14 protein-coding genes are annotated in these 14,609 nt (G+C 36.8%); 10 read left to right on the top strand and 4 right to left on the bottom strand.

Translation table 11 applies throughout. The annotated features are described in order from the left end of the window. Positions 1-68 precede the first annotated feature (68 nt). The gene (locus G630_RS0111160; protein ID WP_081667882.1) at positions 69-1,409 is read right to left on the bottom strand and encodes a zinc ribbon domain-containing protein; all 1,341 of its coding nucleotides are present in this window, start codon (positions 1,407-1,409) and stop codon (positions 69-71) included. A gap of 266 nt (positions 1,410-1,675) precedes the next feature. Here G630_RS0111160 and G630_RS0111155 point away from each other — a divergent pair, with 266 nt between their 5' ends. Genes G630_RS0111155 through G630_RS0111140 form a run of 4 tightly spaced genes read left to right on the top strand, consistent with a single transcriptional unit; the run spans position 1,676 to position 5,888 of the window. Next, positions 1,676-2,779 carry a zinc-ribbon domain-containing protein gene (locus G630_RS0111155; RefSeq protein WP_026498610.1) on the top strand — a complete coding sequence of 368 codons (1,104 nt, stop codon included), beginning with the start codon at positions 1,676-1,678 and terminating at the stop codon, positions 2,777-2,779. Between the two features lie 48 nt (positions 2,780-2,827). Then, positions 2,828-4,375 carry a zinc-ribbon domain-containing protein gene (locus G630_RS0111150; protein ID WP_026498609.1) on the top strand — a complete coding sequence of 516 codons (1,548 nt, stop codon included), beginning with the start codon at positions 2,828-2,830 and terminating at the stop codon, positions 4,373-4,375. A gap of 12 nt (positions 4,376-4,387) precedes the next feature. Next, complete coding sequence (locus G630_RS25055) at positions 4,388-4,552, top strand: hypothetical protein (RefSeq protein ID WP_196805783.1); 165 nt, start codon at positions 4,388-4,390, stop codon at positions 4,550-4,552. 13 nt (positions 4,553-4,565) lie between these two features. Further along, positions 4,566-5,888 carry a hypothetical protein gene (locus tag G630_RS0111140; protein ID WP_026498608.1) on the top strand — a complete coding sequence of 441 codons (1,323 nt, stop codon included), beginning with the start codon at positions 4,566-4,568 and terminating at the stop codon, positions 5,886-5,888. A gap of 102 nt (positions 5,889-5,990) precedes the next feature. Here G630_RS0111140 and G630_RS0111135 read toward each other — a convergent pair whose 3' ends face one another. Beyond that, complete coding sequence (locus G630_RS0111135) at positions 5,991-6,908, bottom strand: hypothetical protein (protein WP_026498607.1); 918 nt, start codon at positions 6,906-6,908, stop codon at positions 5,991-5,993. Between the two features lie 213 nt (positions 6,909-7,121). Then, positions 7,122-7,772 carry a hypothetical protein gene (locus G630_RS0111130; protein ID WP_026498606.1) on the bottom strand — a complete coding sequence of 217 codons (651 nt, stop codon included), beginning with the start codon at positions 7,770-7,772 and terminating at the stop codon, positions 7,122-7,124. A 194-nt stretch (positions 7,773-7,966) separates the two neighbouring features. On the opposite strand from G630_RS0111130, the gene G630_RS0111125 reads away from it, so the two are divergent. Genes G630_RS0111125 through G630_RS23600 form a run of 3 tightly spaced genes read left to right on the top strand, consistent with a single transcriptional unit; the run spans position 7,967 to position 11,314 of the window. Beyond that, a complete protein-coding gene (locus tag G630_RS0111125) occupies positions 7,967-9,697 on the top strand; it encodes a transglutaminase domain-containing protein (protein ID WP_026498605.1) in 1,731 nt (576 codons plus the stop codon). A gap of 38 nt (positions 9,698-9,735) precedes the next feature. Next, entirely contained in the window at positions 9,736-10,374 is a 639-nt protein-coding gene (locus G630_RS0111120) for a hypothetical protein (RefSeq protein ID WP_026498604.1), read from the top strand. Positions 10,375-10,423: 49 nt separating this feature from the next. Beyond that, a complete protein-coding gene (locus G630_RS23600) occupies positions 10,424-11,314 on the top strand; it encodes a hypothetical protein (RefSeq protein ID WP_196805782.1) in 891 nt (296 codons plus the stop codon). Positions 11,315-11,376: 62 nt separating this feature from the next. Here G630_RS23600 and G630_RS0111110 read toward each other — a convergent pair whose 3' ends face one another. Next, positions 11,377-12,390, bottom strand: a complete 1,014-nt coding sequence (locus G630_RS0111110; RefSeq protein ID WP_026498603.1) for a hypothetical protein — start codon at positions 12,388-12,390, stop codon at positions 11,377-11,379. 317 nt (positions 12,391-12,707) lie between these two features. Between G630_RS0111110 and G630_RS0111105 the strand changes: the two genes are divergently transcribed. The 3 genes from G630_RS0111105 to G630_RS0111095 all read left to right on the top strand — a co-directional run bounded on the left by G630_RS0111105 (position 12,708) and on the right by G630_RS0111095 (position 14,608). Continuing rightward, complete coding sequence (locus G630_RS0111105) at positions 12,708-13,547, top strand: Rpn family recombination-promoting nuclease/putative transposase (protein WP_026498602.1); 840 nt, start codon at positions 12,708-12,710, stop codon at positions 13,545-13,547. 126 nt (positions 13,548-13,673) lie between these two features. Continuing rightward, on the top strand, positions 13,674-14,162 hold the full coding sequence (locus G630_RS0111100; protein ID WP_026498601.1) for a hypothetical protein: 489 nt from the start codon (positions 13,674-13,676) through the stop codon (positions 14,160-14,162). A 53-nt stretch (positions 14,163-14,215) separates the two neighbouring features. Then, positions 14,216-14,608: a hypothetical protein gene (locus tag G630_RS0111095; RefSeq protein WP_026498600.1), complete on the top strand. Its 393-nt coding sequence runs from the start codon at positions 14,216-14,218 to the stop codon at positions 14,606-14,608. The last annotated feature ends 1 nt before the right edge of the window (position 14,609 follow it).

The raw sequence follows: 14,609 nt of genomic DNA, 5'->3' as shown, positions 1-14,609 counted from the left end.
ACCAAATATGGTTTGGCTTCGTCCAATATGAAGAAGTCTAGAAGTAGCCATCCATATTAAGCTGAGAATTAGTACATACTTGCAGCTGCATCAAGCATTTTCTTAGTACATCTAGTGGTTACCTCTGTATAATACTTGAAATCTTCTTTTGACATGGTTTCTGTATCATAGTTAGAAACTTTTGCTTCAAAATCCTGAACTTTTTGAAGCATCTCATAGTATTCTGTGAGAAGGGTCATATCAGTAGGATTCTTGGAGTACTTTTCCATAAAATCACAATATTCATCAACATAGTCTTCATAGCTGTCCAGATAGGCCTTTAAGTCAGGATCAACGCCAGCTGCTTTTGAAGATGACTTGGAATCGTTTTCTTCAGCGTTGGATTTTTTTGCTGCAGTGGTAACCGTACTTTCTGCATTGGAGAGCTTTGCGTTAAGTAAAATGTCATCGTACTTATTATTACTGCCAGATGAGCTTGATTCAGATTCAAGGAACATTACTAAGCTAGAACAACTTTTTTCTTTATTGTTGATAAAAGATACGTACATAATAACGGGTGTATCTTCAAGCACAGCTTTATATTTTTTGGTAAAACAATAGCAACCAGCGATTTTAGATTCCTTCTCTGTAATTACTTCACAGGAATCAGTTGGGAAAACAGTCAACATCTTGTCAATTCCTTCGGGAGCTATATCTTTGAATTGCGCATCAGTTAAATCGGCAGTGCCTTCATACAACATAATGAATGCACTGTCACTAGAGGAATAGGCTGGGGCAGAGCCTATTTCATCTTTCTTGAAACCATTAGGAATAGTGTATGTTATACCACCAAAAGTGATCTGTTCCGGTGCTTCATCTTTGGTGCTTATTTCGCTGGGGCTTATCTCTTCGGATTCACCTTTATCAGACATCAAGTTGAATATTTTTGAATAGGATGATTTATACTCGTCATATGATGGGGTCTTCAGTATTCCAAATTCCTTTGCTTGTATAAAACCAAGTATTAAGCATAGGGCGGATATAGCAAACGCTGCAATAGAAAATCCTTTTAGCTTAAATTTATTTCCCAAACAAAAAATAGCACCAATTACGATGAATACAGAAAGTATTATCGTAACTAACGGTGGATCTGAGTGAAAATCAATGATAGCTAGGATGAGAAGCATTATTCCAATGTATTTTCCATATTTCTGCAGCGCTGAGGTAGGTTCTTCTTGTTTTTGTGGCTGAGCAGGAGCTACATAAGTATTGATCGTGGGCACTTGAGACAACACGGTTGGGTTAACGTCAGATGGAGTAGCTGTACTTGGGGGTTGCGTAGAGGGGCTATTATTGATTTCTGCACCACAATTCGGACAAAACTTGATTCCTTCAGATATTTCATTTCCACAATTTGTGCAAAATGGCATAGGCTACCTCCTTCAGAATAACGGTATATGAATAAACAGACAATAATATCGCTGATTTTATTATTACAAAAACAAGTTAAATCTCTCTAAAACCAAGATAAAATTATTCTTATTTGTTGTTTATAAAGTTTTGATTAAAGATAAATTAAATATCCTTAATAACAAATTATCGAATACACCTATGATGTATAATTTATTTACCTTGAATCATAAATATAAATGTGATTTGCCAGTAATTATCAATTGTGTGATAGGCGGGTGGATTTATGAGTGATGAAATGGTAAATGATACAGAAAATAAAGAGGATGCTGTAATTGAGCAATATTCAAATAAAAATATTGTTTGCACTAAGTGTGGTGCTACAATTAGCGAAACAGATGTATTTTGTCCCAAATGTGGCGCACCAGTAGCCTTGCCTGGTGAAAAAAGATTTTGTGCTAAGTGTGGAGCTGAGTTACTTGATGGGCAAGATTTCTGTCCTAAATGCGGTCAAAAGGCTGGTGCACCTGTTGTACATGATAAAAGTGGGACAGGGATTAGTCATAAAATAATAATACCTATCATAGCGTGTGCTGTTATTTTTGTAATGGTAGTTTCTGCAGTTCTAATTTTTAATTCTTCTTCTGTAACCAATATTACATTGGATAAAAAGACGATGTCTTTAGTTATCGATGAATCTGGATATGTATCGTACAAAATAATCCCAGAGACAGAACAAGGGAAAAAAGTTAAATGGGAGACTTCAGACTCCGCAGTTGCGCAAGTTGATGCTGACGGTAAAATACTTGCAGTAGGGGAGGGCGAGTGTACTGTCAGTGTTTCTAGAAAGAAAAAAGCAGACACGATTACGATTAAGGTTTTGAATAAGTTTGAAGGAAATATGCTTAAGTCTCAATATAAGGATGCCTATGAAATGGCTGAGACAGATGAGCAAAAACTCAGAGTAATTGCTGAGAATGTCGTAGCAGTTGAAAGTGCATATGCAGTATCCCTGTTAAAAGACAGAAGCTCTTTTGTTTTAAATGATGCATATTATGATGAAGAAAACAAAAACATTGTTCTGCAGCTGAGTGGTAAAAATGGTTTCGGAGCGCGAGTAAGCAGTTATTGGCTATTTTCTAAAAATAAAAATAATGAATGGGAGTATTTTTGCAGTGTATCAGACTTAGCTAAGGAAGAATATAAATCTTATGATGACGATGACGATAAACTCGAGAAATTGGCTAAAAACATGGGTAGAGAGATCATAGAAAAATCTATGGACAAAGGATACAAGCTTGATAAAGAAGCTGTGGCAAGAATTAATTCATTATTTGAACAGGATAAACTTGATGAAATAGAGCTGATAGAAGAAAAGCAGGATGCATGAACATTAGAGGTATAAATCAAAGCTGTTAATCATTTGGAGGAATAACTTATGATATGTCCAAAATGTAAAAACGAGGTTGATGATAGTAGTGTTTTTTGTCCCAAATGTGGAGCGCCATTAAAAGAGCCTAGTGAATCAAAAGTTAAAGAAAAGGAACCTTCTAACAAGAAAGTAATAATAGGAGTTATTGCTGCGATACTCGTAATGTGTGTGATAGGTGGAGTATGTGTATATATCTCATATGAGTCCAAACCATCAACAAAATATAACAAAGCGGAAGCCTTCCTTGCAGAAGGCAATTACGAAAAAGCAATAGAGTTTTATGAAAAAGCCGGTGAATATAATGATGCGGTAAAGAAGTGTGAAACAACGCAGAAGGCTCTTCATTTCAGAGATGCTATGAGCATGATGGAGAGTGGCGACTATACGAATGCATTGAAGGAACTTTCCAAAGCTGAAGGTTATGAAGATCAGGCAGAGAAAATCAATGAATGCAACTATCAGTTAGGATTAAAAGCAAAAGATGAAGAAAAATATGAAACCGCAATAGAAATTTTCACAAGCCTTGAGGATTATAAAGATTCTGCAGATCAGATTACTGATATATATTTACTAATTGGAGACAAGGCTTTTGAGAATGGCGAATACGAGGCAACTGCTGAGAACTATGCTAAAGCTGGAACAGATGATGATACGAAATCAAAATTTGTTTCTGCTATTGATAAGTTAGTAGAGGCTGGGGAGTATAAAACAGCATTAGATATTTACAATACGGTTGAAATCCCTATGACACTGACAAGTAAGTATATTCTTTATGCTGAAGGACAGGATATACTCTCTCGAGGTGGTGACACGTTTAGGGCTATTGAAAAATTTGAAAAAGCAGGAGATATTCTTGATGCTAAGGATAAGGTTGTTGAACTTGCTTATAATCGAGGTAAGGATTTCTTTGAAAAAAAGAATTATACCAGTGCGCGAGGAAGTTTCAAAAAGTCACCTGGATACAAGGATACAGATCAATATGTAGATTATTGCAACTTGCTTGTGGTTTTAGAGGACTTGGATAACGGAAAATTTGAACAGGCACATAAGGATTTTGAAAATGTAAAAGATGATATTGAATATGAAGGGGTAACGAAGCAGACAGTAGAGGCTGAGTTGAAAGCGGCAGAACCCTTCGAAGCTTTGGCAGGTAGATGGGCATGTACTGGTGGAGAGGCTAGAGTTACACAATCAGGATCTTATTATGATTATTGGTGGTATCACGAGTTTGAAGAGGGAGAAGAAGATATAACAATTGAATGCAAGAGAAAAGGCGATGGAAAATACACAGTTGAACTCAAGGGGAGCATTTATACATATACTGAATATTCATCAATTAGTTCAGGGGTGAAAAGTGCTATGCGTGGAATATCGTTTACTGAAGATATGTCATCTTCATTGGGATCAGTGAAAATAGATGATTATACTACTGTTAAATTAACTACTTCTGGCATTACAGCAAATTACAAGGAAACAGATAGAAGTAAAGACGTGTATTTTAAGTATATCTACAAAACGGACATAACATTTGGAAAGAAGTTATCTGGAAAGTAAAGGAGGCTAAACATGAAAGTAATCGGTATTTTGCTCATTATTGTTGGAGTGTTAGGAATCATTATGGGAATGATGATGTTTGGAGATATTGGCGTTGCCTGTATTGTTGGCGCCATATCAGCACTTCTGTCAGGGGTTGGTTTTTTATTGGTATCTAGAAAACTGAAAAATCTATAAGGAGATCTGAAGAATGAAGAAAAGAGCAACATTATTATTGGCAATAGCGCTTGTGCTAACAGCTTGTGGTTCGTCATCGAGTACAGTAAGTTATTCAAGTGAATCTGCAGAAAATAAAGTAGTAGATAACAGGGACTCAAAAAATGAAGATACCACAAATCATGATTCTGAAAAGTCAAATAATACTGTTGTTGACAACCGGCAAGTTGCAGAAGAAGTCTCTGATGCTGATTTCGATGTTTCAGGGAAAATTTTTGAGAACACAATTGGGGATACATTATATTTTGTGACGGTTAAGAATAATTCAAATTCGAATGTATTTGTTGATGGCTCAGGATTAGCAAAGGATTCTTCAGATAATGTAATTGGAGAAGGTAGTGGTAGTATCGATATTCTTGGTCCTGGAGAAACCAGTATATTATATTTTTACTTTGATTCTGTGAAAGATGTTGATCATGTAGATTACGATCTCACGTATGAGACATCTACCAGATACACACCTATCATTAGTAATATTTCTCTAGAACAAACAATTAATGACAGAAATCTAACACTTTTGGCTACAAATACAGGAAGTGTTGATGCTGAATTTGTTCAGGCATATGCACTATTTTGCAATGCTGAAGGAAATATTATTTCATATTCGAGTAGCTATATTACTGATGACGATAGCATGATAAAGCCTGGCGCTACAATATCTGCTCAGCTAGATTGCTATCAGGATTTTGATCATGTTGAATGCTATCTGACAGGAAGGTCTACAGGAAGTTCTTCTGTTGCTTCCGCCGGATTATCAGAACAGGATTTTTCCATTACAGAGTATCCGTATGAAAACAGCATAGGAGATACCCTTTATTTCTTGATTGTAAAGAATAATTCTGATAAAGAAGCGAAGATATCTAGTAATGCTACTGCTTTTGATTCATCTGAAAATGTTATAGGTGCTGCTGACTGCTCGATAGATGTTATAGGACCAGGCGAAGAATCAATAGCTTATTTCTATTTTGATTCCGTAAAAAATATTGATCATGTTGATTATAACGTGTCCTACTCAGAAAGTGATTACTATGAGTCTGTACTAAGTGATCTTGAAGTTGTTCAGAATATTAATGATTCAAATGTAGTAGTTTCCGTTACGAACACAGGTGATAAAGCGGCTCAATTTGTTCAGGCGTACGCATTATTCTTCGATGCAAATAATAATATTGTTGGGTATGAAAGTGCATACATAACCGATGACGATAGTGAAATAAAACCAGGAGCGACCATAAACAAGCAGTTAGATACATATAATAGCTTTGACCATGTGGAATGTTATTTCACCGGTAGAAGATAATAATAAACGTGAAGAAAAAATAAATTAAAGGCATATCGACGAGTTCATGTCGATATGCCTTTTTATTTAATGCATTACTCTAAATAGTAGCTTTATTATATATTATTTCATTTCGTCGATTGACAGAACAGATATTTCTAAATGGACACCGTCAAAGTATGACCATGCAACCTTGTAATCTCCGGAGGTACTTTCTCCGCTTCCTCCGAATAATGCTGTTGATACATTCAACATATCATTCATAATGGATACAGGAAGATTTAATTTATCAAAAACTAATCGCATAGCAATACCGGTAATTGTTGGATCTTCAGATCCCTGATATAACTCTAGGCGAGTTTTATCTTCAGATAACGTGCATAGACCAGTGGCTCTTATTGCTAAATCATTATTTGCTTCAGCAAGTTTATCTTTGGCAGCTTCATAGCGAATATTTTTCTGAATCTTTTCAAGTAATGCTTTTGCATCTTCTGTATTAGCGTTATCTTTTAATATTTCCTCAGCCTTTATATATTGGCCTTTTTCAAAGTAGTCATCAGCTTGCTTGTAATAGACTGTTTCCAATAATTTGTCTGCAGTATCTGAGGATACTTGATTTTCTAGGATGTCTATTGCACTTTCAAAATCTTTATTATTACATAAATCCTCTGCTTTTTTGCAATAGGCATCTTCAAGCAATTTTTTTGCTTCATCAGTTGTTGAATGTTGAACTAAAATATCTATTGCTGTTTGGTAATCGCCGTTATCATAAGATGATGATGCTTCTTCGTAATATGATTTCTCAATGTAATTTTGGCTATCCTTGTAGGGGGCCAATTGGGTAAATGTATTACGAGCAGTAGAAAAATCTCCATTTTCAAGATTTTTGATGGCTATGTTATATGGCATTTCCTTCGCAAAGTACCAATATCCACAGGCACCGCCTGCTAAAACAATAACTATGGCTATGAGAATCAAAATGATAGATCGCGTATTTCTTTTAGTCTGGCCAGAATCCTCATTTGTGTTGTTTTGTTCCATGTTTTATACACCTCGATTTTGTTATATTTTGTTTCTAGTGTACCACTTAATATCCTTATAGGCTTCTCAAAAAAGCACAAGAAGTATAAAGGTAAAAAAGAAGTAATAATACACACAATTTTATTTCGTGTGTATTATTACTTCACATAAAAACTTGCTACATATAAAGTATGATGCAGTATTTTTTATTATTCACAGACTTTCCGATCGAATCTACCCAATCTTATAAGCTTCATAGAATACCGCATAACTACTTGCGTCTTGGGAGAACATGTTATCCTTTGTAATCGTTTCGCCGGGATTTACTATGTAGTCGTTATTGACCAGATATACATCCTCATGCTTGATCAATTGCTTATTTGCATCAAAATATAAAATATGAGCATGGATCGTAAATAATTCTTCATTACTGTTGTTGGTGGCAGTCAGAATGATCTTTCCGTTTTTTGCAACTTTATCTGTTAATGTCACGGAATCATGCATAGGGGTGTTTATAAATAGATCATCAACATGTATATAGTATTTGAATGATTTTGCCTGCTCGGATTCTAAGAAATATCCTGTCAGGACGAATTTCTGCCCGGCATTCACACATGTGGAAAATGAATTACTTGTCTCAAGTATTTCTCCATCCGAATCCAATGTATACAGTTCCCAGGAAACTTCGCAGTCTTTGCCAACTGTGTTCTCGCATACTGCGACAATATTTAATCCGCCCAGGATATCCCTGTAGTAGTATTCCTTGAGTACTGTAATTCCCTCAGTTAAAGAAGTGTCTCTTGCTGCTTTAACACATAATGCCTTATTACCAAGCAGTAAAGTCAGCACAAGTGAAAAGGTTACAATCCGTTTAAATGCTTTCATAGGCGCCCTCCTTAGCGAAAACAATCACATTGTGCATATTTATTGTAAAGTGGGCTATATTTATAATCAATAATTTTTAAATGAAAATTATATAAAATATGTAACATACAGATTTGACAGTGCTATACTGAACTTGGGGACGGAAGTCCCTTTTTTGTTTGGTTAAATTGCATGTATACAAGGATGTATTAGCAATGAAAAAGTTATCGAAACCGGATTTAGGAAAAATCAAAGAATCTATTTCTGATATTTCACCGCTTAAAGTTGCTGAAGGTATAGCCTTCGGTATTCTTGGTGCGATTATGGCAATTGTGATGCTCATTTTGCTTTTTGCCATAAATCCTGAACTTTCTAATATCGTTGGAGAAACTCTCAGATATACCAAACCCAATAACACTCCTCAGCAGCCTCAGCAAAACACCGCTGTGGCTTGGCAGAACAATGACGATGATAATGGCTATAACGGCGTGGATACCAGGCCGCTTAACCCGGGATCATCGGATACGGATGAGACAGTAGTCAGAGATCCGGATAATGCTTCTACCCCGGATAGTGATGCTGCTGTTTCGACTGTTTCCAACCCATCCGGTGAAGAGGATGACGGCATCGTCTATAAACCGCTGAATGTTTCTGACACAGACAGCAATGACGGGACATCTACTCCGCAGCAACAACCACAGAACAATAATGCCAATAACTTTAATCTGCCCGATAATTCAGTCATTCCCAATAATGCTACTGTTCCGGATAATTTTGATGTCCCCGACAACATAGTTGGTAAGAGCCGCTATGTGGATCCGGATCCGGATATTATTACCGTAGACTCTGAGCAGGAAGCCAGGCAGATAGAGGAAGCTGTTGGATATGGAGCGACCGGAGAAGGGCTGGATTTTGATGCGACTTACTATCCTTATTATCAATTTCTTAACGAGGATCAGAAAGCTATCTATAGGCAGGTTTATGCTAATACTATGGAATACAACTCTGCATTTAAGCCAATAAGAGAAACAAATATATCTGAGATTCAGACCATAGTTTCAAGCGTAACCTATGATCATCCGCAGCTGTTCTGGCTGGATACAACATTTTATACCGAGTATGACTATAACGGCTCAGTGATAAAACTGGAACTGAGTTTCTACGATCAGTTAGGCGATTTTGATGCTGCGAGATCAGAATTTGAAGCTGATGCAGACCAGATTTTGGCAGGCGCTACAGGCCTTTCCAGTGATTATGAAAATGAGAAATATATTCATGATTACCTTGCGGACAAATTGTATTACAAGTTTAATCCCTTGGATCAGAGTGCATATAGTTCGATTGTAAGGGATTATACAGTATGCGCAGGATACGCAAAAGCATTCCAATACTTAATGCAGAGGTTGGGCGTACCAACCTATCTATGTGTCGGGTGGGGAGCAACTGAACGCCATGGTTGGAACATAATCAGATTGGACGGAGAATATTACAACGTTGATGTTACCTGGGATGATCAGGATCCGACCACTTACGATTATTTTAATTTATCAGACAGCGATAATTCTATGCACACAAGAACCGGCAACTCTGTTTATCTTCCTCCTTGCAATGGAAGTAAGTATTCAGGACTCGAAGGAAGCTCATCTGAGGACTACGGAGTAGCAAACGGCGATGCAATTAGTAGTCTGGCAGATTATTACGCAGCTTGCAGAGATCAGACCTATGCCAACTACAATAGTAGTGATGGTTATGCTCATTTCCAGCTTGTAATTTCGGAATCCTTATTTAATACCTGGCTTGAAGATTTCTATAATGACGGATACGAAGCAGGATATCTGAATGATTGCGAAGCTGCTTTTGGCGGAGTATTTTCCTTCCCTTATTGCCAGTATCAGCAGCTTGATGATGGGACATATCTGATAGATCACTATGTATATATTTATTAACAGTTACTATTGAAATACCTTTGAGGGGTGGCAGAATTATGGGTGAAGATCTTAGAAAATTAAAAACTTTTTTGGCGAAATATAACGGGACTCGAAAAGTCTATCAGGAGATGGCTAACCGAATAACAGGGATGGAGACTAAATTGGCGTTAGAAAAAAATGGTTTTCTTTTGTCATTTGGCTTTGCTTGGGAACTGTTATGTTTTGCTATACCAATGGGTATATTATCGGCTATATGCTTTTTTGGTTTCTTTTATGAAATAGTAGGTATAGAAAGCAATCTTATTGCATGGATAACTCTTATTCTTCTAGTTGGGGTACCTATTGGGATACTTATTCAAAGTGGAAAAAAGAAGTTAAAAAAAGTAGAAAAGCTTAAGGTTGAAAAAGCCAAGATAGAAAAAGAATATACTGCCAAACTGGCGAAAATCTATAATTCAACGAATAAAGCTGTTGCCTTTAGATATGCTAGCCCATTTATTGTTGATCAACTCATTGATTATATAGAATGCGGAAGAGCAGATACTTTGAAAGAATGCCTCAATTTATTTGAGCAGGAACGAGTTCAATTCGAGCAAACTGCCCTACTGAAGAGCATACATAAGAATTCAAGAATTACGGCAGCCGCAGCAGACTATCTTGCATATCATACATTTATGGAATCCATAAGCAGATAATGAATAACAGTTATTCTGTGTGTTAAAAGGATGTGATTTTATGTTTTTTATGGAAGATTTTTTACATGGATTAGCAATGTGTGCTATAGGAGCTGTTTCTGCAGTTGTATTTATGGGTGTACTTTATGCTGCAGTACCTCCCTTTCGCCATGCTGTAAATTGCATTACCGAACCTGTAGAATATTCGGCAGATACTCAGGATTATTACCAGGATTATGATTACGCAGATACATACAGCCTTGAAGATTCTGAAAATATGCAGAAATTAGCTAAAGAGTCTTCTTCAGAATATTTGGAATATGAAGAGAATGATGCAGGTTCTTACGAAATAGACGATGATATGAAGCCGTTAATAAATGATAGTTTCGAAGAAAATGTTGATAATTTGGTTTCAGAGCCTGAAATATCGAATCCTTATAATAACAAAGTTCCTTACGTGGCTGGCGCTATAGACTGTTTTAAATATCGTATAGACGGAGATACCGTTATTCTTACTGACTTTATAGGTGATAGTAATAGAATGGATATATTCACAACCTATGTAATAGATGGGGTTACATACAAAACAGATCCGGAAGGACTGATTATGAGTTATGATGCGGAGATAGTTGTAATCCATGAGGGATTTACTGAGATTCCAATTGCACTTTTTAATAGTTCAGATGTTAAAATAGTATATTTTCCAAGTACTCTTAAACTGATATATGATTATTCGCTAGCTTACCTTCATCCGGACGAAGGCGAACAAATTCAGATTTATTATCCCGGCACCTACGAGCAGTTTTGCAGCATTTTCTTTCAATATGTTGCTCCAACTGAGAAATTTAGCGAAGATGCCGGTAAAGCTGCGGAAAGATGGGCTTCCAACGTTAATAATTTCATCGGACATGAATATAACCCCGAGGATTTTGCATTTTATTTTGGGGTTTCACCGGAATAAGAAAAAGCATATATAAATAGCGCTCATGCTGGTGTTTGAGCATGGGCGCTATTTTTTATATATTATTTTACGATTATTTTTACAATCTCATTGTGATTATCTGCTGACACATTGAGTTTATAAGTGCCTTTAGGAGCACCTTTCTTAAGTGTGACAAGGACAGAAGAATTCTTGATCTTGTATGAGATGTATTTCTTCAGCTTCTTAGAAGTCTTGTTATTCACACGTACTTTTGAGCTGTTGTTATTTATTGTGATAGTGATTTTTTGTGCCTTTTTCTTAAGTTTGGAAGCCTTTATTTTGTTCTTGTCCTGAGTAATAGTTACTTCTTTATTTTCTGTAGTGGCAGGAGCAGGAGTTGTTTCAACAGGAACTTCTGCAGATGTAGTAGGCTGCGTGGTAGTAGTCTCTGCGGTAGTAGTCTCTGTGGATGCAGGCGTTTTGGGAGTATCCTGTGTTTCAGCCGGAGCAGGCTGCTCAGTTGCTTTACCATAGAAATTTACAAAGCCTATGTCTGTAAGACTGCAGTTGTGTGAAAGAAGCATTTTTTCCCAGCGGTCCATGCAGGTTTCTACAAAAGCATTTCCAAGTTCATTAAAGCTATCAGCACCTATACTATGCTTATCATTAGGATACCGATCTACAAAAGAAACTTTATCCATAAATTTATATTTGGGCATGTCGATGATAATATCTCCATAGAAATCACGCATAGGGAAAGAGTTATTATCTAGGTATATAGTGTTAAATTTTTTTATCTTTTCATCTTTTATACTATACAGAAGTACACAGGACAGCTGATAGCCATCTCCTTTATATTCTCCGAAAAAATGCAAATTATTGTCCTTTTCAATATAGGCTATCTGGTAATTCTCAGTATATCCGTTACCTTTTCCACTATATTCCCATTGAGGACTTTTTGTGTCCTTATCATATGAATCTGGAGATGCAATTATTGCACTTGCAACTTTTTGTGCTCCCTCTGATGATGCATGTACAGGCTGGATGGTACCGGTGAAAATACTCAGTGCCATGAGCGCACAGCAACAACCCTCATAAAACTTCTTTAACTTCATTTTTCTTTTTCCTCCTCTTGATTTATGCATCTGATCAGATGAGAGACTGAATAAATTAGATAAACTACTGAATAGAATGAATAAACCATAAATACAAAAAATTAAAACAACGTTTAGTAGTTTATACATTATGGATTTATATGTCAATTTGGGTTTGATTGAATTTGATGTGGGATGAAATAATTGAGTGCAAATAAAGAGCGTTTCGCTCAATAATCAATAATCGTTGCATTGCTGTACGAGTTATAGTACACGTCAGAGAGTATTCTGAGTATATTGCTGAGGGGGATAGAAAGTAATGCAAGGAGAATTATGGAATGGCCGAAAAAGACATGACTGAAAAAACACTGGAGGAGTTGAACGATGTTTTTGCTGATATGGTGAATGCGCTGTTGTTCGATGGGGATAGCGTGATCACGGAAGATGCTCTTTCAGAATCAAATCCGTACAGCAATTATACTGCTAATGGGAAAATACGGGAGCAAGAGAGGGATGTGGTAAAGTATTGGGATAATAACATGCTGCATATTGCGAAGGTGGGATTTGAAAACGAAACCACAGAGGATGCAGATATGCCACTTAGAGTACTAAGCTATGACGGTGCAGCATATAGGAGCCAGTTTTCACCGCAAAATAAAGATTCCAGGTATGCGGTTACTACTATTGTGTTATACTTTGGGTATAAGAAGAGATGGACGGCAGCAAAAAGTATATATGAGAGGGTCGAGGTACCGGATAGGCTAAGGCCGTTCGTACCTGATTATCCAATCAATCTGTTTGAAATAGCATATCTGACTGATGAGCAGGTTTCAAAGTTTAAGAGTGATTTTTGGTTTGTTGCAGACTATTTTGGCCAAATGAGGAAGACGGGTAAATATATTCCTCCGACGGACAAAATTAAACATGTATCAGAGCTGCTGGGACTTATGTCAGCACTGACCGATGATAGGAGATTTGTAGAAGTGGCAGAGGATGTTAAAAAGAAGGAGAATCACAATATGTGTACAGTATTAGATGAAATTGTGGCAAAAGGAAAAGAAGAAATACAAGATGTTTATAGTTGGCTTTTTAGTATGGGAAGAGGCGCAGATGTTGAGAAGGCAACTAAGGACGAGGATTATTATCAGAAGATGCTTGAGGAATATAAAAATAGATAATATGAAACAGGGCTGGCGTTTTGCCAGCCTTTTATAGTTAGTGTAACAGCATATATTGTCCTTATAAGAACGGCTTTGCTATAATCATTCCTCAGGGGGAGAGGAGAACATGGAGGAAACGTATAAATGAAGAGCAAACTATTTGGGAAAAGGCTACTTGTACTTATAGTCACGCTGGCTCTGTCAATAATAGGCTGTAAAGGTAATGAACCTAAGCAGTCATATAAAGAAAGTGCCTTTGGTCCTGTATCATCCTGTGAGGTCAGATCAAACCTTGATATGGTAGAAAATCGAATGGGCAATCTCGAAGGTGCTACGGCTGTTAATTTTGAATCGCTCAAAATGGGAACAGGAGAAGGATGGCTTCCGGATTCCACAGATTATACAGTTCAGGGATATGTGACCCTTACGGATGAAGCTGCTGAAAAATATGCATCTTCTTACGATTGGGATGAGGGAACCCCGGAATTTAATCTTCTTGAGCTCCGGCAGCAGGATATCGAAGGAAGCTGGTACCAATCACCTGATTTTAACAAAGACATCTTCACGAACTGTAATTCAGGTAGTGCATGGCTTAACGGGAATACCTTATTTTTCAGATTTTATGTATCTTGATTTAAATTGCACAAATTCGAGTATATATGTAATAGAAGATATAAAGGAATATTATGAGTAATAATAAGTATTCGTATATCTTTGTCTGCTACGGTAATGCTGACAGAGATATACTCACAAAACAGATTCAAATGTACAAGCAAAGATTTCATTCCAAGATTATTCTGATTATCTCGTCAGAAGCTGATGCAGAGTGGGTAGATGCTCACAGAGAAATCTTTGAATATGAACTGCGATTGACAAAAGAGGATGCCGTTTCAGATGCAGTGCTCCGATACTGCGATGAGCATCAGTTACCGGAAAAAGACACTCTTCTTATTGCCAAAACTCTTGATGGTGCCAAACTGACAGCTCGCGGAATTGAGATAAAGGATCCCGGCAGCATGGCAGAGTCTTATAAGAAAGCTCTCGAAATGCTCGGGAATATGATAAAGCCAAGGATTTAAT

The sequence above is a fragment of the Butyrivibrio sp. WCD2001 genome, assembly GCF_000424485.1.
Classification (GTDB): Bacteria; Bacillota; Clostridia; order Lachnospirales; family Lachnospiraceae; genus Butyrivibrio.
This window is presented reverse-complemented; position numbering and strand designations above follow the sequence as displayed.